Source organism: Brachybacterium alimentarium, from assembly GCF_002332425.1.
GTDB classification, from domain to species: Bacteria; Actinomycetota; Actinomycetes; order Actinomycetales; family Dermabacteraceae; genus Brachybacterium; species Brachybacterium alimentarium.
Genome location: NZ_NRGS01000010.1, coordinates 37,436 through 61,249, shown reverse-complemented (window position 1 = coordinate 61,249; position 23,814 = coordinate 37,436). Strand labels below are relative to the sequence as shown.

19 protein-coding genes are annotated in these 23,814 nt (G+C 70.0%); 13 read left to right on the top strand and 6 right to left on the bottom strand.

Annotation, left to right across the window (positions count from 1 at the left end; genetic code table 11):
- Positions 1–27 precede the first annotated feature (27 nt).
- The 3 genes from CIK71_RS07410 to CIK71_RS07400 are packed head-to-tail and all read right to left on the bottom strand — an operon-like array spanning position 28 to position 2,569.
- Complete coding sequence (locus tag CIK71_RS07410; RefSeq protein WP_096164559.1) at positions 28–612, bottom strand: dihydrofolate reductase; 585 nt, start codon at positions 610–612, stop codon at positions 28–30.
- Positions 612–1,415, bottom strand: a complete 804-nt coding sequence (locus tag CIK71_RS07405; protein ID WP_096164558.1) for a thymidylate synthase — start codon at positions 1,413–1,415, stop codon at positions 612–614. Before CIK71_RS07405 ends, CIK71_RS07410 begins: the two co-directional genes overlap by 1 nt.
- Entirely contained in the window at positions 1,412–2,569 is a 1,158-nt protein-coding gene (locus CIK71_RS07400; protein ID WP_096164557.1) for a LacI family DNA-binding transcriptional regulator, read from the bottom strand. Before CIK71_RS07400 ends, CIK71_RS07405 begins: the two co-directional genes overlap by 4 nt.
- 241 nt (positions 2,570–2,810) lie before the next feature.
- On the opposite strand from CIK71_RS07400, the gene arfA reads away from it, so the two are divergent.
- From arfA to CIK71_RS07385, 3 genes are all read left to right on the top strand, one after another.
- Entirely contained in the window at positions 2,811–4,334 is a 1,524-nt protein-coding gene (arfA, locus tag CIK71_RS07395; protein WP_096164556.1) for an arabinosylfuranosidase ArfA, read from the top strand.
- Positions 4,335–4,395: 61 nt separating this feature from the next.
- On the top strand, positions 4,396–6,039 hold the full coding sequence (locus CIK71_RS07390; RefSeq protein ID WP_217990152.1) for an alpha-N-arabinofuranosidase: 1,644 nt from the start codon (positions 4,396–4,398) through the stop codon (positions 6,037–6,039).
- Between the two features lie 173 nt (positions 6,040–6,212).
- Positions 6,213–7,061: a sugar phosphate isomerase/epimerase family protein gene (locus CIK71_RS07385; RefSeq protein ID WP_096164554.1), complete on the top strand. Its 849-nt coding sequence runs from the start codon at positions 6,213–6,215 to the stop codon at positions 7,059–7,061.
- On the opposite strand, the gene CIK71_RS07380 is transcribed toward CIK71_RS07385, so the two are convergent.
- The 3 genes from CIK71_RS07380 to CIK71_RS07370 are packed head-to-tail and all read right to left on the bottom strand — an operon-like array spanning position 7,026 to position 11,373.
- Positions 7,026–7,781 carry a rhamnogalacturonan acetylesterase gene (locus CIK71_RS07380; protein ID WP_096164553.1) on the bottom strand — a complete coding sequence of 252 codons (756 nt, stop codon included), beginning with the start codon at positions 7,779–7,781 and terminating at the stop codon, positions 7,026–7,028. The two genes, CIK71_RS07385 and CIK71_RS07380, sit on opposite strands and share 36 nt — an antisense overlap.
- 23 nt (positions 7,782–7,804) lie before the next feature.
- Positions 7,805–9,784 carry a DUF6807 family protein gene (locus tag CIK71_RS07375; protein ID WP_096164552.1) on the bottom strand — a complete coding sequence of 660 codons (1,980 nt, stop codon included), beginning with the start codon at positions 9,782–9,784 and terminating at the stop codon, positions 7,805–7,807.
- On the bottom strand, positions 9,784–11,373 hold the full coding sequence (locus CIK71_RS07370; RefSeq protein WP_096164551.1) for a glycoside hydrolase family 43 protein: 1,590 nt from the start codon (positions 11,371–11,373) through the stop codon (positions 9,784–9,786). Before CIK71_RS07370 ends, CIK71_RS07375 begins: the two co-directional genes overlap by 1 nt.
- Positions 11,374–11,748: 375 nt before the next feature.
- On the opposite strand from CIK71_RS07370, the gene CIK71_RS07365 reads away from it, so the two are divergent.
- Genes CIK71_RS07365 through CIK71_RS07320 form a run of 10 tightly spaced genes read left to right on the top strand, consistent with a single transcriptional unit; the run spans position 11,749 to position 23,728 of the window.
- Complete coding sequence (locus CIK71_RS07365; RefSeq protein ID WP_096164550.1) at positions 11,749–12,759, top strand: ABC transporter permease; 1,011 nt, start codon at positions 11,749–11,751, stop codon at positions 12,757–12,759.
- Positions 12,759–13,490 carry a YesL family protein gene (locus tag CIK71_RS07360; RefSeq protein WP_096164549.1) on the top strand — a complete coding sequence of 244 codons (732 nt, stop codon included), beginning with the start codon at positions 12,759–12,761 and terminating at the stop codon, positions 13,488–13,490. The genes CIK71_RS07365 and CIK71_RS07360 overlap by 1 nt, the downstream gene beginning before the upstream one ends.
- Positions 13,487–14,989 carry an extracellular solute-binding protein gene (locus CIK71_RS07355; RefSeq protein WP_096164548.1) on the top strand — a complete coding sequence of 501 codons (1,503 nt, stop codon included), beginning with the start codon at positions 13,487–13,489 and terminating at the stop codon, positions 14,987–14,989. The genes CIK71_RS07360 and CIK71_RS07355 overlap by 4 nt, the downstream gene beginning before the upstream one ends.
- Positions 14,990–15,018: 29 nt before the next feature.
- Positions 15,019–16,314: a glycoside hydrolase family 28 protein gene (locus tag CIK71_RS07350; RefSeq protein WP_096164547.1), complete on the top strand. Its 1,296-nt coding sequence runs from the start codon at positions 15,019–15,021 to the stop codon at positions 16,312–16,314.
- A complete protein-coding gene (locus CIK71_RS07345; protein WP_096164546.1) occupies positions 16,298–16,756 on the top strand; it encodes a DUF4064 domain-containing protein in 459 nt (152 codons plus the stop codon). The genes CIK71_RS07350 and CIK71_RS07345 overlap by 17 nt, the downstream gene beginning before the upstream one ends.
- Positions 16,753–17,727 (top strand): carbohydrate ABC transporter permease, encoded by a 975-nt coding sequence (locus CIK71_RS07340; RefSeq protein WP_245857381.1) that lies wholly within the window; start codon positions 16,753–16,755, stop codon positions 17,725–17,727. The genes CIK71_RS07345 and CIK71_RS07340 overlap by 4 nt, the downstream gene beginning before the upstream one ends.
- Positions 17,728–17,773: 46 nt before the next feature.
- Positions 17,774–19,807 carry a pectinesterase family protein gene (locus tag CIK71_RS07335; RefSeq protein ID WP_176485581.1) on the top strand — a complete coding sequence of 678 codons (2,034 nt, stop codon included), beginning with the start codon at positions 17,774–17,776 and terminating at the stop codon, positions 19,805–19,807.
- A gap of 23 nt (positions 19,808–19,830) precedes the next feature.
- Complete coding sequence (locus tag CIK71_RS07330; RefSeq protein ID WP_096164544.1) at positions 19,831–21,327, top strand: pectate lyase family protein; 1,497 nt, start codon at positions 19,831–19,833, stop codon at positions 21,325–21,327.
- Between the two features lie 47 nt (positions 21,328–21,374).
- Entirely contained in the window at positions 21,375–22,796 is a 1,422-nt protein-coding gene (locus CIK71_RS07325; RefSeq protein WP_141393700.1) for a pectate lyase family protein, read from the top strand.
- Positions 22,793–23,728 carry a dienelactone hydrolase family protein gene (locus CIK71_RS07320; RefSeq protein ID WP_096164542.1) on the top strand — a complete coding sequence of 312 codons (936 nt, stop codon included), beginning with the start codon at positions 22,793–22,795 and terminating at the stop codon, positions 23,726–23,728. The genes CIK71_RS07325 and CIK71_RS07320 overlap by 4 nt, the downstream gene beginning before the upstream one ends.
- Positions 23,729–23,814 lie beyond the last annotated feature (86 nt).

Genomic DNA, 23,814 nt, shown 5'->3' with positions numbered 1-23,814 from the left:
CCCCGACGGGCCCCGACGCGGACGTGCTCAGCGCGCGTAGGTGACGATCCGGTAACGCAACCCGTTCGCGGCCTCGTGCCAGCCTGCGGTCGGATCGGTAGTGGCCGCGTAGAAGTGGTCCGGCACGTCGGGGGCGGTGGTGTCCCCGTCGACCTCGAGGTCGATCTCGGTGACGACCAGCAGGTCCGCGTCGCCGATCGCCTCGCGGTAGATGGAGCCGCCGCCGATCACCCAGATCGTCGGGTGGGGCCCGTCCGGGCCGTGCGAACCCTCGGCGCTGCCGGTCGCCGCATCGGCCCCGTCGGCCTGCGCACCCAGGGCGCCGTGAGCGATCCGCAGCGCCTCGGTCAGGTCACGCGCCCGCACGGCCCCCTCGTCGGTGAAGGAGTCGTCCCGCGTGATAACGATGTTCGTCCGTCCGGGCAGCGGGCGGAACTTCGCTGGGAACGACTGCCAGGTGCGTCGGCCCATCACCACGGGCGAGCCCTTGGTGGTGCGCGAGAAATGCTTCAGGTCCTCGGGCAGGTGCCAGGGCATGGTGCCGCCAGCGCCGATCACGCCGCCGCGGGCCTGCGCCCAGATCAGCCCGATGCGGGAGGGGCTCTGCACCATCAGACGGCCACCGGGGCCTTGATGCCCTTGTGGTGCTGGTAGTTCTCGATCTCGAAGTCCTCGAGCTCGTAGTCCAGGATCGACTCCGGCCGGCGTGTGATCCGCAGCGTCGGGTACGGGAAGGGGTCGCGCGAGAGCTGACGGGTCACCTGCTCGACGTGGTTGTCATAGATGTGGCAGTCGCCGCCGGTCCACACGAAGTCGCCCACCTCGAGATCGGTCTGCTGGGCGATCATGTGCGTGAGCAGGGCGTAGCTGGCGATGTTGAAGGGCACGCCGAGGAACAGGTCGGCGCTGCGCTGGTACAGCTGGCAGGAGAGCTTGCCGTCGTGCACCTCGAACTGGAACAGCGCATGGCAGGGGGCGAGCGCCATCTGCGGGATGTCGGCCGGATTCCAGGCGGAGACCAGCAGGCGCCGTGAGTCGGGGTGGGTGCGGATCTGCTCGACGACGTCGCTGATCTGGTCGATCACGCCGCCCTCGGGGGTGGGCCAGGAGCGCCACTGCGCACCGTAGACCGGGCCGAGATCGCCGTTCTCGTCGGCCCATTCGTCCCAGATGCTCACCCCGCGCTCCTGCAGCCAGCGCACGTTGGTGTCGCCGCGCAGGAACCACAGCAGCTCGAGGATGATCGAGCGGGTGTGCACGCGCTTCGTGGTGATCAGCGGGAAGCCCTGGGCGAGGTCGAAGCGGATCTGCTTGCCGAACAGGCTGCGGGTGCCGGTGCCGGTGCGGTCGCCCTTGGCGTTGCCGGTCTCCATGACCTCGCGCAGGAGGTCCTCGTACGGGGTCGGGATGGTCACGGGGCGTGCTCCTCGAGGTCGGAGGTGGTTGGTGCGGTCAGTGCTGACGCTGCGTCCGGTGCGGACGACGCGACCGACGCGGCGGTGCTCGCCGTCGCCGGCCCCGTCGACTCGCGGATCACCAGCGAGTACGGGGTGTCCAGGATCCGGGGCGGGCCGTCGTGCCCCTGGATGCGCTCGGTCAGCAGATCCAGTGCCGTCGCGGCGAGGGAATGCTTGTCCGGCGAGATCGTGGTCAGCGGCGGCGAGGCGAACGGGGCGTCCGGGGTGTCGTCGTAGCCGACCACGGCGATGTCCTCCGGCACTCGCCGGCCGAGGCGACGCAGCTGGGCGAGAACTCCGATCGCGAGGTCGTCGTTGCCGCAGACGATCGCGTCGAGGTCCGGCCGCCTGGCCATGAGCTCGGCCGCCCCGGAGAAGCCGTCGTGGCGATGCCAGTCGGCGACCGCCTGCACGAGATCCTCCTCGGGGGCGACCCCGTGCTGCCGCAGTGCGGCGCGGTACCCGTCGCGGCGGAGATTGCCCGAGCTGTGGGGCTGCAGGCCGTGCCTGGTGGCGATCGCGCCGAGGAACGCGATGCGGCGTCGGCCCGTGTCGAGCAGATGCGTCGTCGCCTCGAAGGCCGCAGCGACGTTGTCGATCCGCACGTAATCGCTGCCCTGGGGAAGCTTCTCGGGAAGATGCTCGCCGATGAAGACCGTGGGCTGCGTGGTCCGCTCCATGCGGGCGAACACGTCCTCCTCGATCAGCAGCGGATTGAAGATCACGCCGTCGCCGACCACCCGATTGAAGCCCTCGAGCACGGTGCGCTCGGCCTCGCGGCCGCCGGAGGTGGAGTGCAGGACGACGGTCTGGCCGCGCAGCTGGGCCTCGTCGATGAACTGCTGGGCGAGATCGGAGAAGTAGGAGAACGTCAGTGCCGGCACCGCGAGGGTGACCATCTTGGAGGCGCCGGTGCGCAGCTGCTGGGCCGCGACCTGCGGACGGTAGCCGACCTGCAGGATCGCTTCGCGCACCTTCTCGCGGGTCGAGTCCTTCACGTGGGGGTAGTCGTTGACGACGTTGGAGACCGTCTTGATCGAGACGCCCGCGAGGTCGGCGACGTCGCGCAGCGCCGGAGGGCGCTTGCGGCCGGTCGAGGGGTGCAGGGGCATGCGGTCGATTCTTGCACTGAAGGCCGCGCAAGGGCACGGATGAGCGGGAGCGGAGGGATCGACGCCACCCGCCTCGCGCCGCCTCGTGCGTCCGCGGCGCGCCCTCCGCCGCGGCCCAGGCCGGCGCGGGCCGTTGACGCGGGGGCCGGGCTGTGGAAAGCTGGTTTGCAACGTTGTAGAACTGGTCGTCGCACAGTCGCGCACGAACCGGTGCCCCTCCCCGATAAGGACGCCGACACCGATGTCTTCGCACGTCACCCTGACTTTGAACCCCGCCTTCCGCGTCGCCCCCGTGCGTCGCCGCACCTTCGGCGCCTTCGTCGAGCACCTCGGCCGCTGCGTGTACACGGGAATCCACGAACCGGGCCATCCGTCGGCCGACGCCGACGGCTTCCGCACCGACGTCCTCGAGCTCACCCGCGAGCTCGGCGTGAGCTCCGTGCGCTACCCGGGCGGGAACTTCGTCTCCGGCTACCGCTGGGAGGACGGTGTGGGCCCGGTCGACGAGCGTCCCGCGCGCCACGACCTGGCCTGGCACTCGAGCGACCCCAACACCGTGGGTCTGGACGAGTTCATGACCTGGGCGCGGAAGGCCGGCGTCGAGCCGATGTACGCGGTCAACCTCGGCACGCGCGGTGTGCAGGAGGCCCTCGACGTGCTCGAGTACGCCAACGCTCCCGCCGGCACCCATCTCTCCGACCAGCGCGTGGCCAACACCGGTGCCTCCGAGTCCCACGACATCCGTCTGTGGTGCCTGGGCAACGAGATGGACGGCCCCTGGCAGATCGGCCACAAGAACGCGGAGGAGTACGCCCGGGTCGCGACCGAGACCGCCCGTGCCATGCGCATGGAGGATCCCGACCTGGAGCTGATCGCCTGCGGGTCCTCGAACGCGCAGATGGAGACCTTCGCGGCCTGGGAGAACACGGTCCTCACCGAGGCGTACGACGTCGTGGACATGATCTCGGCCCACGTCTACTACTCGGAGAAGGACGGCGACCAGGCCTCCTTCCTCGCCTCGGCCGACGACATGGACTACTTCATCGACTCCGTCGTCGCCACCGCGGATCACGTGCGCGCCAAGCTCAAGCGCGACAAGCGCATCATGATCAGCTTCGACGAGTGGAACGTCTGGTACCAGCACCGCGCCGAGTCCCGCCCGCCCAGCGGCGACGACTGGCCCGTCGCCCCGGTGCTGCTCGAGGACATCTACTCCGCGATGGACGCCGTGGTCTTCGGCAACCTGCTCATCTCGCTGCTGCGGCACAGCGACCGCGTCGCCTCCGCCTCGCTCGCCCAGCTGGTCAATGTGATCGCCCCGATCATGACTGAGCCCGGCGGTCGCGCCTGGAAGCAGAGCACCTTCCACCCCTTCGCGCTCACCTCCCGCTTCGCGAAGGGCGAGGTGCTGCAGGTCACCGTCGAGGCTCCGACCTTCGAGAACCAGCGCTTCGGCACCAGTGCGTCGGCCGACGCCGTCGCCACCTGGGACGAGGAGTCCGGGGACCTCGCACTGTTCGTCGTGAACCGCGACGCCTCCGGGACGCTCGAGCTCGGCGTGGACCTCGGCGCCTTCGGCGACCTCGAGCTCGTCGAGGCCCTCACCCTGCACCACGAGGACCCGTACGCCGCGAACTCGGCCGATGCCCCCGACACCGTCGCCCCGCAGCCGAACTCCTCGGTCGCGCTCGACGGCGGGCGCCTGACCGGCGAGCTGCCCTCGATCTCCTGGACCCTGGTCCGCCTCGCGCGGGCCACCTCCTGATCGCTCCTGATCGCCGCCCGTCACCCTCACTGCCACGTCCACCTCGCCCCAGGAGATTCTCGTGACCACCCCCTCTCGTGACCTCGCCACCGGGCTGGTCTCCGCGCTGAGCGCGACCACCACCGGGACCAGCCCCGACACCTCGACCGGCCCCGGCAGTGCCCCGACCGACGGCCCCGCCCGCGTGGTGATCGACCTGGACCTGCCCGGAGCCACGATCAGCCGGCATCTCTACGGCCATTTCGCCGAGCACCTGGGCCGCTGCATCTACGAGGGGTTCTTCGTCGGCGAGGACTCGGCGCTCCCGAACACCCGCGGCATCCGAGATGACGTGGTCGCCGCGCTGCGTGCCCTGCGGATCCCCAACCTGCGCTGGCCCGGCGGCTGCTTCGCGGACGACTATCACTGGAAGGACGGCATCGGCCCCCGCGAGGAGCGCCCACGGATGGTGAACTCCCATTGGGGCGACATCGTCGAGGACAACTCCTTCGGCACCCATGAGTTCATGGACCTCGTGGAGCTGCTGGACACCGAGGCGTACGTCAACGGGAACGTCGGCTCCGGCACCGTGGCGGAGATGAGCGAGTGGATCGAGTACCTCACGCGCGCGGATGACTCGCCGATGGCCTCGCTGCGCCGCGAGAACGGACGTGACGAGCCGTGGAAGGTTCCGTTCTTCGGCATCGGCAACGAGGCCTGGGGCTGCGGCGGCAACATGCGCGCCGAGGACTACGCGGCCCTCGCCCGCCAGTACTCCACGTACGTGCGTGACCAGGGCGGTGACCCAGGAAATACAGTCACCCGGATCGCCGCCGGCGCGAGCGACGACGACTTCGCCTGGACCGAGGCGCTCATGCGTGCGGTGAAGAACCTCGAGGGTCGGGACGGCGAGGCCGGCCCCTACCAGGCGATCTCGATGCACTACTACACGATGTCCGGCCCGTGGGAGGACAAGGGGAGCGCCACCGAGTTCAGCCAGGAGGAGTGGTATCGCACGCTCTCCCGTGCCGCGCGCGCCGAGGAGCTCGTTGCGCGCCACTCCACCGTCATGGACCACTACGACCCGCACAAGAAGGTGGGTCTGGTGTTCGACGAGTGGGGCACCTGGTGGAACGTCGAGCCCGGCACGAATCCCGGTTTCCTGTACCAGCAGAACACCGTGCGCGACGCCCTGGTCGCCTCGATCCACTTCGATGGCTTCCATCGCCACGCGGATCGCCTGATCATGGCCAATATCGCCCAGACCGTGAACGTGCTGCAGGCGATGATCCTCACCGATCCTGAGTCGGGCGCTCTCGTGCTCACCCCGACGTACCACGTGTTCGCGATGAACGCCGGGCACCAGGACGCCCGCGCGCTCGACGCCCACGTGCTGCTGCCGGAGGAGCCCGCCGAGGTCGACGGGCGCGCCCTGCCGATGATCTCCGCCTCAGCGTCCACCACCGGCGCGACGGCCCTGGTCTCGCTGTCGAACCTCGATGCGGCCGAGCCCCGCACGCTCGTGCTCGACCTGCGCGGACGCTCGGTCACCGGCCACACCGCACGCGTCCTCACCGGCGCGAGCTCCGCTGCGCACAACACCCCCGAGCAGCCCGATGCGGTCGCCCCCGCCGAGCTCTCGGACGTGCGCGCGCATGAGCGCGGCCTCGAGGTCACGCTGCCGCCGCATTCCTTCGCGACCGTGGAGCTGCAGCTAGCTGACTGACCGGCGCTCGCCGCACCGCGTACTCGTACAACGAGGCCCGCCCGGGGCACTCCCGGGCGGGCCTCGTATCGCGGCCGACGACGGAAGGTCGGCGCAGCGCCCCGCTGATCCCAGCAGGTGGACGCTGTGTGCCGAATCACCACGTGGGAAGGAATCGCGAATAGGCTTTCCGGATGTTCTCGAATCTCTCGGCCGGCGCACTCGGCCTTCCCCTGGACCACACCACCTCGATCGACCTCGCGGCGAAGCACGGCTTCGGCGGCGTCGACCCGGACCTCGGATACTTCCGCTCGCTCGGCAGCACCACGGCGGTCGCCGAGCACGCCGCCGCCGTGCGCGATAAGGGCCTGGAATGGGGCATGACCGGACTGCCCGTCCCGCTGGACGGCTCCGCGGCCGAGTTCCGCCAGGCACTCGTCGACCTCCCGGAGGCCCTCGAGCTGCTCACCGCCGCGGGAGTCACCCGCGTGGGCACCTGGATGCGGCCGATGCACGACGACCTGGACTACCTGCGCAACTGGCGCCTGCACGTGGGGCGTCTGGCGCTGGTCGCCGAGCTGCTGGCCGACGCCGGCCTGCGCATCGGCCTGGAGTACATCGGGCCCAAGACCTTCTGGTCCACCGAGCGCTTCCCGTTCATCCACTCCCTGCGCGAGGCGCGCGAGCTGATCGCGGACTCCGGCGCCACCAACGTCGGGATCATCCTGGACAGCTACCACTGGTACACCGCCGAGGAGAGCGCCGCGGACCTCGCGGGCCTCACCGATACCGACATCGTCTCGGTGGACATCAACGACGCGCGCGCCGACCGCGAGCGCGATGAGCAGCAGGACCTCGACCGCCGCCTGCCCTACGACACCGGGGTCATCGACCTCGAGGGCTTCATGGGCGCCGTCCACGCGGCCGGCTACAGCGGTCCGGTGAAGGTCGAGCCGTTCATGAAGTCCCTCGCCGAGCAGCCGGTCGACGAGGTCCTCGCCGACATCTCAGCGCGGCTGGATCGCGCCGTCGCGGGAGCGTGATCCGTCCGGGGCGGGGCCCGGCGCGGCGAGGGCGCGCAGCACGGTCGGCGTGAGCAGCTCGGCGACGATCTCGGCGACGGTGATCGCACCGTCGACCGTGAAGTGCGTGTTGTCCTCGATCCCGTCGGGGTAGAGGGCGCTCGCGCCGGCGGGGAGCTGCGTGAACAGGCGCCGTGAGGGCTCCTCGCCGAGGGATTCGATGAGTTCGCGGGTCCGGGCGTTCAGGTCCAGCAGGGGCACGTCCCGGCGCTCCGCGAGGGCGATGACGGCCGCGGGATACTCGCCGTGGGTGTGCAGCAGCGCACCGTCGGCGTAGTGGCGACGAGCGACCGGGGTGCACAGCACCGGGAGCGCTCCGAGCGCTCGCACCTCGGCCACCATCCGGTCCAGCGCCGCGGTGTATCCGCCCCAGGGGTCGAGGAGCTCGCGCTTGGGATCGTTGTGGCCGAACTGGATCACGACGACGTCCCCGGTACCGGCCGCATCGAGCACCCCCGCCCACAGGCCGTCCTCGCGGTGGCTCTGCGTCGAGGCGCCGTTCTTGGCGAGGTCGACCACGTGCACCGGGCCGACGTCGGGTGCGGAGGCGACGACACGAGCTGTCAGCGCGGCCCCCAGATGCGCACCCCAACCGCACATCGGGTACGCGGTCGCCACATACGGCGCGACGGTCGAGTCCCCGGCGAGGACCACGCGCAGCGGTCGCGCCCGGGAACTCATGGGACTCATGGGGCTCACGGGGATCACGCGGGCATCGCCGCGATGATCCCGGCGACCTCGTCGGCGCTGACCAGATGATCCAGCACGGCGGCCCGGACCCTCACCTCGAGCGAGTCGTCGGCGGGGATGTCCCGCTGCTGCGACCACGCCAGGCTCGTGCCGACGCCGACGTAGTCCATGACCCGCACGAACCACGGATCGATCCGCCCCTGGATCGCCTCGTCCTGGACCAGCAGCAGGCTCGTCCAGTCCTCGCCGTGGCGTCGGCTGACCACGATGAACTCGCTGGTCGAGCCGTGGGCGATGGATTCTCCTCGGCCGCCCTCGACCACGATGCGGGTCTCGTCCGCAGTGGGCAGGCGCCAGAACAGACCGCCGTAGCCGGCGCCCAGCCGGCCGCGGGTGGCGGGGCTGTTCAGGTGCAGCGCCCCGGAATCCGCCTCGAGGCGGCTGTGCCACGACAGGCCCCATCCTCGGTGCTCGGGCAGCAGGAACGCGCCGGTCCGACGATGCTCGAGCAGCACGTCCGACCCGTCGTGAGTGCGCCACCGCACCTCGGCGTGCAGGTCACGGCCGTTCTCGGTGAGCTCCTCCGCGAGCGACTCCTGGCGGCCCTGGTTGGCCAGGAGCGTCGGCCCCTGGCCCTCGACATAGGTGCGGCCGCCCCAGTAGGTGGTGCCGTTGACGTCGGGGAGCGCGAGCGACACCCCGAAATGGTGGCGATGGTCGACCGGGTTGGTGACCGTCATCGCGTGGCCGGCGAGCGAGCGCACGGGGTGCAGGTGGGGTCTCGGGCTGTGCACCGGGGCCATCGACGCTCCGGTCAGCGCCGCGGAGAGCAGCACCCCTCCGTGCATCAGGGTCCAGTCGCGACCCTCCCGCACCCATCCCAGCGGCTTGTCCTCGAGCGCGACGGCGTCGGCCGCGGTGCGTGCGGGACGGGTCGACGCGGCCGGGATCCGCGACGGCGGCACCCTCCCGGTGCTGTCGCCCCGCAGGATCTGCGGCTCGAGCAGCACGCGGCGGGAGCTCTCCGCAGCGGACGAGCCCTCGGCGTCTGAGCCCTTGGAGCCCGAGCCCTCGATGCGGCTGCGCAGGAGGCCCCACGCGACCGCTCCGGCGTCGAGCTCCTCTTGGGCGACCGTGGTCAGGCTCGGCACCGCGAAGCGGGTCAGCGTGATGCCGTCGAAGCCGGTGACGGACAGATCGCCGGGCACGTCGACGCCGAACTCGTTCAGCCGCGCGAGCAGCCCGAAGGCCGCGAGATCGTTGAACGCCAGCGCCGCCGTGGCGCCGGAGTCGAGCACCTGCTCGGCCACCCGGTAGCCGTCGGCCATCGATGAGCCGCCGTGGATCGAACGCAGCGAGAGCGACGGGTCGGCGTCGGCTAGGGCGTTCAGCGCCCGGAGCCGCTCCCGGTTCGCGGAGCTGCGAGGCGGCCCGGCCACATACAGCAGGTCCCGGTGGCCGAAGCCCGCGAGATGGGCCACCAGCTGGCTCATGCCGGCCGCGTAGTCGATGCCGACCGACGCGATGCGCGGGTGGGCCGAGCGACGGTTGACGAGCACGACGGGCGAGATCTGCTCGACCAGGTCGTCCAGCGCGAGATCGTCCATGCGCGGCGAGACCAGCACCACCGCATCGCACCGTCGACGGGCATCCCGGGCGATGGCCGCCTCGCGCTCGGGCGAGGGGGCCTCGGCGACGAGCACGCTGTAGCCGTCGGCCTCGGCGGCGCGGGACAGGCTGCGCAGGATGGTCTGGAACATGGGATTGCCGAGATCGGGGATGACCAGGGCGATCGTGAGGGTGCGGCCGGTGGAGAGATAGCGGGCCGTGAGGTTCGGACGGTACTGCAGCCTGTCGGCGGCCTCCCTGACGCGCACCCCGATCGACGGGTCCACGCTGGGGCGGCCGTTGAGCACCCGGGACACGGTGGCGCGCGAGACCCCCGCGGCCTCCGCGACCTGCGTGATCGTCGGTCCTCCGCCGGCTCGAGCCATCAGGCCTCACGTCCCTCTCGTCGTACGGTCACCGGGCCGAAGTGTGCCCGGCGCTCGGAGAGATCATGACTCATCGGGGAGTCGACGGTCGCGAACAGCCCGATCTCGGCGCCGATCCAGTGCCCCTTGGTCGCCTGCCAGTCTGACAGCAGCACGTCCTGCTGCCCGATCTCCGCCCCGGATGCGGCGAAGGAGACCCGTCCTTCCGCGTCGACCGTGAGGTGCAGGCGCACCTCTGCCTCCGCCCCGGGATCCGCGCTGAGCAGGCGGTGCGTGGAGACGACCTCGTCGGCGCCGTCGGCCGCCATGGTGGCGTGCGCGAGCGCGATGCCGTCGGCGTCGCGCCGCAGTCCCGCCCAGGCGTAGGACGAGCCCAGGACGACGACTCCCGCCCGCTCGGTGCCGATCGCGGCGGAGGTCGCGACGCCGGGCAGGCTCAGCTCGACCGTCCAGTCCGAGGGCTGTCCCGGCAGCTGCTGGCAGAGGATCGCGCCCTGGTCCCGCAGGTCACCGCGGGGGCTGGGCGCGAAGGCGAGGTCCAGACGTCCGGTGCCGGTGCGCCACCAGTGCGGTTGCGGATTGGCCTGCCAGTGCCAGCGGGGGTGGAGCTGCGCGGAACGGAAGTCGTCGGAGCGCCGGGGTTCGCGGTAGAGGGCATCGGGGGCGTCCTCGTCGGCACCGGCACCGGCATCGCCCTCGAGCGGGGGCACGACGGCGACCGGCCTGCCCCGGACATCGTCGATGCGCTCGCCCAGGTGCGGCCAGCCCTCGGCGTCGAACTGCACCGGCTGCACATGGGTGACCCGGCCGAACACCCCGCGGTCCTGGAAGTGCACGAACCACCACCCGCCGGCGGGGTCGTCCACGAGCGCGCCCTGATGGGGACCGTTGACGGGGGTCGAATCCTGCTCGAGCACGATCCGATGCTCGTAGGGGCCGCGCAGGTCACGGGAGCGGAACACCACCTGATAGCCGTCGGCCACCCCGCCTGCGGGCGCGTAGATCCAGTACCAGCCGTCGTGCCGGTACGCCTTGGGGCCCTCGAGCGTGAGCATGTCGGGGATGGCCGCTCCGTCGATGATGATCTGCGAGGTCGACAGGGGAGCGGTGAGGTCGGGGGTGACCTCGAGCAGCGAGAGCCGGTTCTTGACGCGGGCTCGTGAGCGGGCCCAGCCGTGCACGAGATACGCCCGGCCGTCGTCGTCCCACAGCGGGCACGGATCGATCAGGCCGTGCCCGGGAAGCAGGAGCCGCGGCGCGCTCCACGGGCCGGCGGGATGCGGGGCGTCGAGCACGAAGATCCCGTGATCGGGGTCGGGGTAGACGAGGAAGAAGGTGCCCTCGTGCTCACGCAGCGATGGCGCCCAGACCCCGCTGCCGCGACGGGGGAGCGCGTAGTGCTCCGCCGGGACTAGGGCGGGCAGCGCGTTGGTGACGTGCTCCCAGTCCACCAGGTTCGTCGAGCGCAGCACCGGGAGCCCCGGGGCGCGCTGGAAGCTCGAGGCGATCATCCAGAACTCGTCGCCCACGCGGATCACGTCGGGGTCGGGCCAGTCCGCATCGAGGACGGGGTTCGCGCGATGCTCCACGAGGTCTCCTCCGGGTTGGGGTGCTGAGTGTCGGCGCGCCGGATCCGGAGACCGCGGAGCGACAGCGGGGAACCGGTTTCTCCCGGCCGAGATCAGACAGTACCAGGGGCTCCGACGGGGTGGTCCGGGACGACTGTGGACGACGGGCGCCGCGAGCGCTCCAGCGAGACCGAACTGTGATGTGGCTCTGACCTGCATGCATGAATGGGAGCGCGGCGTCCGTGGGTGTCTGGGCTGCGGCGGATCTCGACGAAGTCGTTGACAGCCGTCGGCGGCGACAGCACACTGGGCCTCAGTCGGGAACCGGTTTCCCGTGGAACGGTTTCTCGTCAGTGCCCGACGGTGCGAACGCCCAACGATGAGCAAGGATGGCCAATGGTGGCTGACCCCGCAGGTGACCCCCGGATGAGCTCCCCGGTGCTCGCGGCGACCGCGACCCCGGGCGCCGAGGCCTCGGCTCCGGCGCCGCTCCCCATGCCCCGGAAGCCGCTGGGCAGGACGCTCTGGCGCTACCGCTCGCTCTACCTGATGGCCCTGCCCGGGATCGTGTACTTCCTGGTGTTCAAGTACCTCCCGATGGGCGGCCTGATCATCGCCTTCCAGGACTACAAGCCGTTCCTGGGGATCCTGGACAGCCCATGGGTGGGCTTCGAGCACTTCGTGCGGCTGTTCACGCAGGACACCTTCTTCATGCTCCTGCGCAACACGCTGTTCCTGTCGTTCCTGCTGATGCTCATCTCGTTCCCGGTGCCGATCATCCTGGCCCTGCTGCTGAACGAGCTGCGCGGCATCGTCTTCAAGCGCAGCGTGCAGACCATCATCTACATCCCCCACTTCATGTCGTGGGTCATCGTGGTCTCGCTGTTCTACGTGATGCTCACGACCGACGGCGGCGCGATCAACAACCTCATCGTCTCCCTCGGCGGCGAGCCCGTCGGCTTCCTCACCGATCCCGACTGGCTGCGCCCGATGTACGTCTTCCAGCACGTGTGGCGCACCGCCGGCTGGGGCACGATCGTCTACCTGGCCGCGCTGACCGCGGTGGGCATGAGCCTGTACGAGGCCGCGGAGATCGACGGCGCGAACCGCTGGCAGCAGACCTGGCACATCACCCTGCCCGCCATCCGCGCGACCATCATCGTGCTGTTCATCCTCTCCATCGGCGACTTCCTCGAGCTCGGCTTCGAGCACATGTTCCTGCTGCTGAACTCGATGAATCGTGAGGTCGGCGAAATCTTCGACACCTTCGTCTACACGGCCGGCATCCAGAACGGGCAGCTCAGCTTCGCCACCGCCGTGGGGCTGTTCAAGGGCCTGGTGGGACTCGTCCTGGTGATGGGCGCGAACACCTTCGCCAAGAAGCTCGGCGAAGAGGGCGTGTACTGATGTTCGGATTCGAGCAGTTCGTGACGCTGAACCGGTGGCTCACCGGGTTCTGGCGCCTGGCCTGGCTGAACATCCTCTGGCTCGCGGTGACGGTGCTCGGACTCGGCGTGCTCGGCGCGGGTCCTGCCAGCTATGCCCTGGCGAAGTACCTCGACCGCTGGTTCCGCCACGGTGAGACCCCGCCCGCCGCCTCGACGTTCTTCCGGTACGCCCGGGAACTGCGCTGGCATCCGGTGCAGATGGGGCTGATCCTGCAGGCCGCCGGCGCCGTGATCCTGGTGAACCTGCTCGGCCTCACCGACTGGTACCTGCGGGCCGCGAACCTCCTGGCGCTCGCCGTGCTCTGGATCATCGCCGTGCACGTGTTCTTCGTGATGGCCGCGATGGACCTGCGCGGCCTGCGGGCGCAGCTCTCGGGCGCACTGCTGCTGGGCCTCGGCTCCCTGCACTGGACCATCCTTGGCACCACGGCGGTGCTCGCGGGCTACGGACTGATGATCCGCTTCGCCGTGCCGCTGCTGGCCCTGTTCGGCGTGGCCCTGCCCGCCGTCGTCTTCGCGGCGATCTGCCGTCGCATCCTGCGGGATCTCGAGGCCGATCCGGCTCCTTCCCGCACCGCTCGTCTCCCGCGCATCGCAGCGCGTTCCGCGGAGCGCACCGACGCGCTCCCGCGCCGCTCACCGTCGGCCTCCGACCGAGCGACCACCCTTCAGAAAGGAACCCCGGCATGATCTCTCGCAGGAATCTCCTCTCCTCCGTGCCCGTCGCCGCAGCAGGCGCCCTCGCCCTCTCCTCGTGCGGCAGCAGCTCGGGCAGTTCAGGCGGCGGCGACGACCCGCTCACCTGGATGGCGATGCTGCACACGCCGAGCACTCCGGATGCGAGCGGCCCGGTGCAGAAGGGGCTGACCGATCTCCTCGGCACCGACTTCACGATGCAGTGGGTGCCCGACGCCTCCAAGGAGGAGAAGATCAACGCGGCGCTCGCCTCCGGCTCCGTCGCGGACGTCACCTCGATCACGGAGCTGAACAACTCCTCCATCCGCAGCGGTGTGACGTCGGGGCTGTTCTGGGACGTCGAGCCGTTCCTGTCCGAGTTCGACCATCTCAAGGACATCGATTCGACGATCCTGGACGGCGCCCGCCTGGACGGTGTGCTGTACGGGGTGCCGTTCCAGAAGATCCTCGCGCGTTACGGAGTGCTGATCCGGCAGGACTGGCTGGACGAGCTGGGGCTCGAGGTGCCTCACACCATCGAGGATCTCGGCAAGGTCGCGAAGGCCTTCGCCGAGGGCGACCCGACGGGCACCGGGAAGTCCGTCACCGGGTTCATCGACCGCGAGGAGAGCTTCAAGGTCGGCTTCCGGTCGCTCGCCGGCTACTTCGGCGCCGGCGAGACCTTCCAGCTGGACGACTCCGGGACGATCATCCCCGCGATCATCAGCGATCCCTGGAAGGAGGCGATGGAGTGGTACCGCGGCGTGTTCGAGGCCGGCGGCGTGAACCAGGAGTTCATCACCACCCAGAAGGAGAATCAGCAGCAGGCGATCGCCCAGGACAAGGGCGGCATCGTCGTGACCGGTCTGTTCGAGGCGAAGAACTACGTGGCCCTCGCGGAGTCGATCAACCCCGACACGTCGGTCGAGTGGACCCTCATCAATGACATCACCTTCGAGGACGTGCCGCGCCGGATCGTCTCGGACACCGGCGGCGGCGTGGGCGGCCTGCTGGCCCTGTCCACCCAGACGGTGAAGACCGAGGAGGACGTGCGCCGGGTGCTCGGCTACGCGGATGCCCTGATGACCGAGGAGGCCCACGGACTGATGACCAACGGCATCGAGGGCACCCACTACGAGATCGACGGCGACGGCGCGGTCACGATCATCGACCAGGGGCTGTGGGAGCAGGAGGTGCAGCCGTACTCGAGCTCCCGCCTGGCGGAGAACGCGTTCACCTACAAGTCCTCGGACCCGTACGTGAACCTCGCCAACGAGATGATGGAAGAGAGCTCGCAGTACGCGATCACGAACCCGGTCCAGTCGCTGAACTCGGAGACCTTCAACTCCCAGTGGGCGACGATCGAGCAGACGATCCAGGACGCGTACAACAACTTCATGATGGGCCAGGCCTCGATGGCCGATTACGAGTCCGCCATCGAGACCGTCCGCTCGCAGGGCCTGGACGACATCATCTCGGAGTACACCGAGGCGTACGAGAAGTTCAACGACTGATCCCCTACCGCTCGCGAAAGGTCGCCTCCGTGCCCACCGTGGAGATCATCGAACACGCCCCAGCCCCCGAACTGGCGACGGCGTGGCTGCAGGACGCCATCGACGAGGCGGCCGGTCGCGGCGGCGGTCAGGTGCGGGTCCCCGCCGGGACCCACCGCACTGGGGCGCTGCGCCTGCGCTCCGGCATCGACCTGCATCTCGAGGCCGGCGCCGTGCTGCAGTTCGTGCCGGAGCCGGAGCTGTATCCCGCGGTCGAGGCGCGCTGGGAGGGCGCGGTGGGCACCGTGCACTCGCCGTGCCTGTACGCCCACGGTGCGACGGACGTGGCGATCACCGGCTTCGGCACGCTCGACGGGGGAGGGGCCGCCTGGTGGGACACGTTCCTGCACCGTCGTGGCGAGCTCGCGCATCCGCGGCCCACGCTGATCGGTCTGCACGAGTGCGAGCGGGTCACGATCCGTGACGTGGCGCTGCGCAACTCGCCGGCCTGGACGGTGCACCCGGCGCTGTGCGACGACGTGACGATCACGAACGTGCGCATCAGCAACCCGGCCGATTCCCCGAACACCGACGGCATCGATCCCGAGTCCTGCCGCAACGTGCGCATCAGCGACTGCCACATCGATGTGGGCGACGACTGCATCGCGATCAAGGCCGGCACGGAGCGCACCCCGAGCCGGGTGGCCAGCGAGAACATCGTGATCACGGGCTGCACGATGGTCCGTGGCCACGGCGGGGTGGTGATCGGCAGCGAGATGAGCGGCGGCGTGCGCAACGTCGTGATCAGCAACTGCGTCTTCCAGGGCACCGATCGCGGGATCCGGGTGAAGACCCGCCGGGACCGCGGCGGGACCGTCGAGGACGTGCGGGTGACGAACATCGTCATGGACGACGTGCTGTGCCCGATCACCGTGAATCCCTTCTACTTCTGCGGGCCCGACGGGAAGGACACCCATGTCGGGGACCGCTCCATGCGACCCGTCGACGCAGGGACCCCGCAGATCCGCGGCCTGCACCTGGCCCACCTCACCGCCCGCAACGTCCATGCCTCGGCCGGGCACCTCTACGGACTTCCCGAGGCTCCGTTGGCGGACCTCTCGATCCACGATCTGACCGTCTCCTTCGCCGCGGAGCCCCGGGCGGCCTCGCCCGAGATGGCCTCGGGCGTCGAGCCGCGCACCCGCTCGGGGATCGAGCTCGGATTCGTCCGGGGCGGGGAGCTCAGCCGCGTACGGGTCTCCGGGGCCGACGGCGAGGCCGTCACCGCGACCGCCTGCGAGGACCTCGAGCTCGACGTGAGGGGGAGTGATGAGCGTCATCGCTGAGACGCGTCGAAGGCCCGCGACCCGGATCCGCCGCACTGCGGAGCTGTGGCTGGTCGGGATCGCGATGGTGCTCTCCACCGTCGGCCTCGGCGGATTCTCCCTGGTGATGAACCAGGCCGATGCCCCCACCTTCGAGCGCGTCATCCTGCCGAGCCTGCTGGGCACCGAGTCCGGCATGGGCCTGGACCAGGCGTACGAGGCGGGCCGCACCCTCGGGGCGTGGTTCGGGGTGACCCTGATCGTCGTCCTGCTGCTGTCCGTGGTGGGCATCTTCTTCGCCCGTCGTCGGCCCTCGCGCCGCAGCACCGGCTGGTGGTTCCTCGCGGCAGGCCTCGCCTGCCTGCTGGGCAGCCAGCTGATCCTCTACCCGATCGCTTTCGTGTTCTTCGTCAGCGCCGGACTGTTCGCCCTGCGCACGGTCACCGATGGGAGCCCCTCATGACCACCACCTCCTCCAGCCCCGCGACCGACGACGCGGCCAAGGCCGTGCTCGGCAGCCCGCCGCCCGCGCCGGTGAGGCCCACAAAGCCCAAGAAGCCCACAGCGCGTCGGCTCACCCCGGGCGAGCAGGGGTTCCGGGTGGTCAACGTGATCATCCTCAGCGGCTTCTCGCTGATCTGCCTGATCCCGTTCGTCCACGTGTTCGCGAGCTCCTTCGCGACGCCGGGCGAGCTGGCCACCAGCAACTTCCTGCTGGTCCCGCGCGAGGTCACCCTTGATGCCTACCGCTACATCCTGTCCACGCCCACCATCTTCCGGGCGATGGGCGTCTCCACGATCGTCACCGTCGGCGGCACCCTGCTCAGCCTCGTGGTCACGGCCCTGATGGCCTACGCCCTGGCCAAGCCGTACCTGATGGGCCGACGGGTCATCAACTTCATGGTCATCTTCACCATGCTGTTCAGCGGCGGCATGATCCCCACGTTCATCGTGGTCTCGAAGCTGGGGCTGCTGGACTCCCTGTGGGCGCTGGTGCTGCCGGTGACCGTGAACGCCTTCAACTTCGTGATCATGCGGAACTTCTTCCAGGGCATCCCGGACAGCCTCGAGGAGGCCGCGCGCATCGACGGCTGCTCCGAGTTCGGCGTGTTCGTGCGGATCGTGCTGCCGCTGTCGGTCGCCTCGATCGCCACCATCGGCCTGTTCTACGGAGTCACCTACTGGAACACCTACATGCATGCGGTGCTCTACATCAACGACTCCTCGAAGTGGCCGATCCAGGTGCTGCTGCGCCAGATCGTCATCGTGGCCAGCGGCGTCAACGCCGACGCCTCGGCCGTGGACGTGGTGCCTCCGGCGCAGTCCGTGAAGATGGCCGTGATCACCGTGGCCACCCTGCCGATGCTCATGGTCTACCCGTTCATCCAGCGCTTCTTCGTCAAGGGCGCCCTCATCGGCTCCGTGAAGGGCTGACCACCGACCCGCCCACGCAGTTCGCCACGACAGATCGAGGATGATCATGCCTTCCGTGTCTCGCCGCCAGTTCGCCGCCGCCCTGGGAGTCGCCTCCGCGACGACGCTCGTCCCCCTCGCTCCTGCGACCGCCGCGCCGACCTCCCCGAGCACAGGGAGCGAGGTCCTGACGACGATGCGTGTCCCTCCGGGCAGAGGAACGGAGGATGGCCCCGTCTGGTCCCCGCAGGCCACGGGCTTCGCCGGCGTGAGCACTCCGGACGCACCGGACGGAGCGATCGGAGGTCTCGGCGGTGACGTCGTCGTGGTCCAGGATGCACAGGCGCTCGCCGAGGCGGTGCTCCGGGACGGGCCGACGGTCGTGCTCGTGGAGGGGACGGTCACCATCGAGCCGTTCGGGACCACCCTCAAGGTCTCCGCGGACACCAGCATCCTCGGCGTGAGCCGAGGCGCGGAGATCGTGGGCGGAGGATTCCACCTCGACCGTGTCGCGAACGTCGTGATCCGCAACCTCACCTTCCGTGATTCCTATGTGCCGGGGGACTGGGACGGGAAGAGCGACGACAACGACAACGACGGCGTCCGCGTGGACACCTCGCACCATGTCTGGATCGACCACTGCGAGTTCATGCGTCTGGGCGACGGGACGGTGGATGTCCGGAAGGACTCCACGAACGTCACGATCTCCTGGTGCGTGTTCCGCGACCACAACAAGACGGTGGGCGTCGGCTGGACGGAGAACGTCCTGACCACGATCACTTTGCACCACAACTGGTTCTCGAACACGTATCAGCGCAATGCGAGCATCGACAACGTCGCCGCCGGGCACCTCTACAGCTGCGTGTTCCAGGGGCAGGGCCAGTACGGGACCATGTCGCGCGGCGCCTCGCAGCTGGTCGTGGAGTCCTGCCTCTACGAGAACGGCGAGGATGCGATCGTCGCGAAGGATCCGCAGTCCCGGGTCGACTCCCGCGGCAATCGGTTCACCTCGATCCGCGGCCGGAAGGACCACACGGGCCCCACCTTCGAGCCGTCGGACCACTACTCGTACGCTGCCGAACCCCTCGACGACCTCACCGGGATCGTCACGAAGCACGCCGGGCCGCATGCACGACGCGAGCGGGCCGCGCGCCGGATCCGCGTCGCCCTGGACGGCACGGGTGATGTCGCCAGCATCGGGGCTGCGGTCGGGGCTGCATGGCGCTCCGCAGCCCCTGCCGAGATCGTCGTCGCTCCGGGCACGTACCGGGAGATCGTCCGGATCTGGCCGGGTGCCCCGGCGGGGCTCGTGCTGCGCGGGGAGACCGGCGTCGCGGAGGACGTCCGTCTGACCTACGACCTCTCCGCGGGCACCGAGAAGTTCTACGGCGGCGACTTCAGCGCGACAGGGGCGGCCACGCTCGCCGTGCTGGCCGACGACGTGACGCTCCGCGATCTGACGGTCGAGAACGGCTACGACGAAGCCGCCCACGGGGGAAGCCAGGCGCAGGCGCTCCGCACGGTCGGGGACCGGATCCTGCTCGACGGCGTACGACTGCTCGGCAACCAGGACACGTTCCTCGCCGAGACGCCCTCGAAGGACCATGCCGGCCGGGTCTATGTCACGGGATCGTTCCTCGAGGGCGATGTCGACTTCATCTACGGCCGGGCCACGATGGTGCTCGAGGACTGCGAGATCAGCTCGTTCGACCGCGGAGAGGAGAACAACGGGTACGTCTGCGCCCCGAGCACTGCAGGGGGCGAGCGGGGCCTGCTGTTCGTGAACTGCCGTTTCACCTCCGCTGCGGCTCCCGGGACCGTCCACCTCGGACGACCCTGGCATCCCAGCAGCGATCCCGAGGTCGAACCGGCGGCCGTCGTGCGCGACTCGCACCTCGGTGCGCACATACGGACCCCGGCATGGTCAGACATGGGCGGCTGGCCCTGGCAGGACGACTTCCTGCGCGAATACGGAAACACGGGCCCCGGCGCGGGGCCGGGCGATGCCGAGGGCCGCCCACAGCTCACCGAGCAGGAGGCCGCGAACCACACCCGCGAGACCTATCTGCTCGGCGCCGACGACTGGGCCCCCTGGGCCTGACCCCTCACAGATCAAGGACGATCATGCACTCCATCCCCCGTCGGGCTCTGCCGGCCCTCGCCGGTCTCACCCTCAGCGGTGCCGCTCTCCTCGGCGCCGCGAACCCCGCCATCGCGCGGCCCCGGGAGTCACGATCCCCGGCCGACGAGCTGCTGCGCCTCATGCGCGTCCCGGCAGGCCGCTCGACGGCGTCCGGACGCATCTGGTCCCCGCACGCGACGGGCTTCGCGGCCCTCCCCACCGACGAGCTGCCGCACGGCACCACCGGTGGTCTCGGTGGTCGCGTGGTCACCGTCGGCTCCGCCGAGGAGTTCGCCGGCGCCGTCGGCGCGGAGGAACCGACGATCGTCCTCGTCGAGGGCACGATCGCCTTCCCGGTGGGCACGATGACCGACGTCGCATCGAACACGAGCATCCTCGGGATCAGCCGTGGGGCAGAGCTCGTCGGCGGCGGTCTGCGCCTTCCCGAGGTGTCCAACGTCGTGATCCGCAACCTCACCGTCCGCGACTCCTTCGTCGCGGGCGACTGGGACGGGAAGTTCTATACCAACGACAATGACGGCATCCGCGTGGACACCTCGCACCATGTGTGGATCGATCACTGCGAGTTCGCTCGGCTGGGGGACGGCCAGGTCGACATCCGCAAGAACTCCACGAACGTCACCGTGTCGTGGTCCGTCTTCCGTGACCACAACAAGACACTCGGAGTGGGCTGGACCGATGACCTCGTCACCACCCTCACCCTGCACCACAACCGCTTCTCCAACGTGCATCAGCGCAACGGCAGCATCGACCAGGTGAAGATCGGGCACGTCTACAACTGCTGGCTGGAGGGTGCGAGCTCCTACGGCATGGCGTCGCGTGGGGCCACCCAGCTGCTCGTCGAGCACAGTGTCTTCGACTCCGTCCGCAACCCGATCGGAACGAGCGATGAACTCTCCCGGGTCGCCCAGAACGGCAACCTGAACGCGGGCTCCTGGGGCAGCTGGGAGGACACCGGCATCGAGGCGGACCCGGCTGATCACTACGACTACGAGCTCGATCCCGTCGACGCGGTACGAGACCTGCTGTCCCGCGATGCCGGGCCGCACGCCCGCAGAGAGCACATTCCGCGCACTCTCCATGTGGCCCAGGACGACAGCGGCGATCTCGCCTCGATCCACGCGGCGATCGGTGCCGCCTGGCGGAGCCCGCACGAGGTCGAGATCGTCGTCCATCCCGGCGTCTATCGGGAAGTCCTCTCGCTGTGGCCCGGCTGCGACGGTCTCGTGATCCGCGGGGCATCAGGGAACCCCGAGGACGTCGTGGTCACGTATGACAAACCCGCACACGACTGGGCGACGGTCACGGTGCTCGCCCAGGACGTCTCCCTCCGCGCCCTCACGCTGGAGAACGCGTACGACGAGGCGCAGGGAGGAGAGGCTCCGGCCTATCCGCTGCGGTCCCTCGACGACAGCCTCCTGCTCGCGGACGTGGTGATGCGCGGTGGGCCCCACGAGGTCTCCGACCCGCGCACATGAGTTCAGCCGCCTGTTCCCTGCCCCCTGACGACAGATCGAGGAAGATCATGATCATCCGCACGTCCCCGCGACCCCTGCACGGCCTGACCAGCCTGGCCAGCACAGGCCGACACCTCGCCTGCGTCGCCGCCGCGGCCGCCCTGGTAGCCACGGTGCCGGGCGTCGCTGCCGCAGCCCCCACCGCCGACGCCGCGCGGGCCACGGCGATCACGGAGCGTCAGGTGCTCGGCGACGGCGACGGCTGGGGGAGCGCGGACGGCGGCACCACGGGCGGCTCGGCCGCCTCCTCCGAGCACGTGTACGACGTCTCCACGCGCAGCGAGCTGCTCGCCGCCCTCGACAGCGCCGGCGACGAGCCCGCGATCGTCCGCGTGCACGGGAACATCCCGATGAACGCGGACGAGGACGGAGCTCCGATCACCTGCGAGGAGCTCGCCGCGGGCACCGGGTTCGACCTCGACGCCTATCTGGAGGCCTACGACCCCGAGACCTGGGGAACCGATCGTGAGCCCGAGGGCGCCCAGGAGGACAGCCGTCGGGCGGCGGCCGCGAAGCAGAGCGCCCTGATCGCCGTCCCCGTCCCGTCGAACACCACGATCATCGGCGCGACCGGCGGCGCGGGATTCACCGGGGCATCGCTCTCGGTGAAGGGCGTCGACAACGTCATCCTGCGCAACCTGGAGTTCGCCGACACCTACGACTGCTTCCCCTCCTGGGACCCGACCGACGGCGCCGACGGCAACTGGAACAGCGAGTACGACAGCGTGAGGATCGTGGACGGCTCCACGAACATCTGGGTGGACCACAACGCCTTCACCGACGAGCCGATGACGGACGACCAGCTGCCGAGCTACTTCGGGCGGATCTATCAGCGTCATGACGGAGCGCTGGACCTCACCAACGGCTCGGACCTGGTCACCGTCAGCTGGAACACCTTCCGAGACCACGACAAGCTGACCCTGGTCGGCTCGACCGACAGCCCTGATCGGGGCGACCCCGGCAGGCTCCGGGCGACCTTCCACCACAACCTGTACGAGGGCGTGGGCCAGCGCGCCCCGCGAGTGCGGTTCGGGCAGGTCGACGTCTACAACAACCACTACGCCATCAGCGAGGACCAGACCGTGGGCTACGGATACTCCCTCGGTGTCGGCTACGACTCGCACCTGTGGGTCGAGGCGAACAGCTTCACCACCGGCGGCGCGGCCGAGCCCGGCGACCTGATCTCGGTGCTCAAGGGCACGGAGATCGCCACCCATGGGAACCTCGTGGACCGCCGTGAGGTGGACCTGCGCGAGGCCTACAACGCCCAGGCCCCTGAGGACTCGCAGCTGGCGGAGGACACCTCCTGGGAGCCCGCTCTGCGCGCCTGCGTCGACGAGGTCACCCGCGTGGACGCCGCGGTCCAGTCATGGTCCGGTCCCCGCTTCGGGCCCGTGCGCGGCCGGATCGGGGCAGACTGCCGCTCATGATGATCACCCCCGAGAGCCGACGAGAACGGCTGCGCGGCCTGCTCGGCCTCGCGATGCCCACGCCCGGCGACGACAGCGCGCATCTGGTGGAGGAAGCGGACGGCGCCGCCCCGGCCGACGAGCACGGTGCGATCACGACGCGCCTGGTCACGGCCGACGGAGAGGCGATCCCCGCCTTCCTCCTGCGCCCGGCCCCGGAGGTCGCCACCGGCGCCGCGGTGGTGCTCGTGGCCGGACATGGCGGCGGCATCGACGATCTGGTGGCCACGGATCCGGCCGACGACTACCACGACGGCCTCGCCCACAAGCTGGTCCGGGCCGGGCTGACGGTGCTGTGCCCGGAGATGATCAGCTTCGGTCGTCGGCGCTTCCCACGGCCTGCCGGCGCGGTGCCCTACGAGCCGACGGAGAACTCCTGCGGCATCGACGCGGCGCGGTATCTGCTGCGCGGGCAGCCGCTGATGGGGGCTCGAGCGGCCGACGCCCAGGCCGCAGTGCACGCCCTGCGCCGACTGCCCGGCGTGGATCCGCAGCGGGTGGGCGTGGCCGGCGGATCCGGCGGCGGAGCGGTCTCCCTGCTCCTGGCGGCAGCGGATCCGACGATCGCGGGAGCCCTGGTCGCGAGCTATTTCTGCAGCTTCGAGGCGAGCCTGTGCTCGATCCGGCACTGCCCCTGCAACATCATCCCCGGAGTGCTTCCGGACCTCGAGATGGCGGACATCGCCGCTCTCATCGCCCCGCGTCCGCTGGTGCTGGAGGCGGGGGAGCGCGACCACATCTTCCCGATCGAGGCGACCCGACGCTCCTTCGCGCAGCTCGCCCCGGTCTGGGAGGCGATGGGGGCGCCCGCGCCGGAGCTCGTCGTCACCGACGCCGGGCATGCGTTCCGCGCCGAGCGGTCCCTCGAGGCGCTGGTGCAGCGACTGGGCTGAGCAGTCGTCGGCCGCGGGAGACCGTCGGCCGCAGGCGCGGATCGCCGTGACAAACGTGGCCTTTACGGCATGAGCGCGGTTCGGAG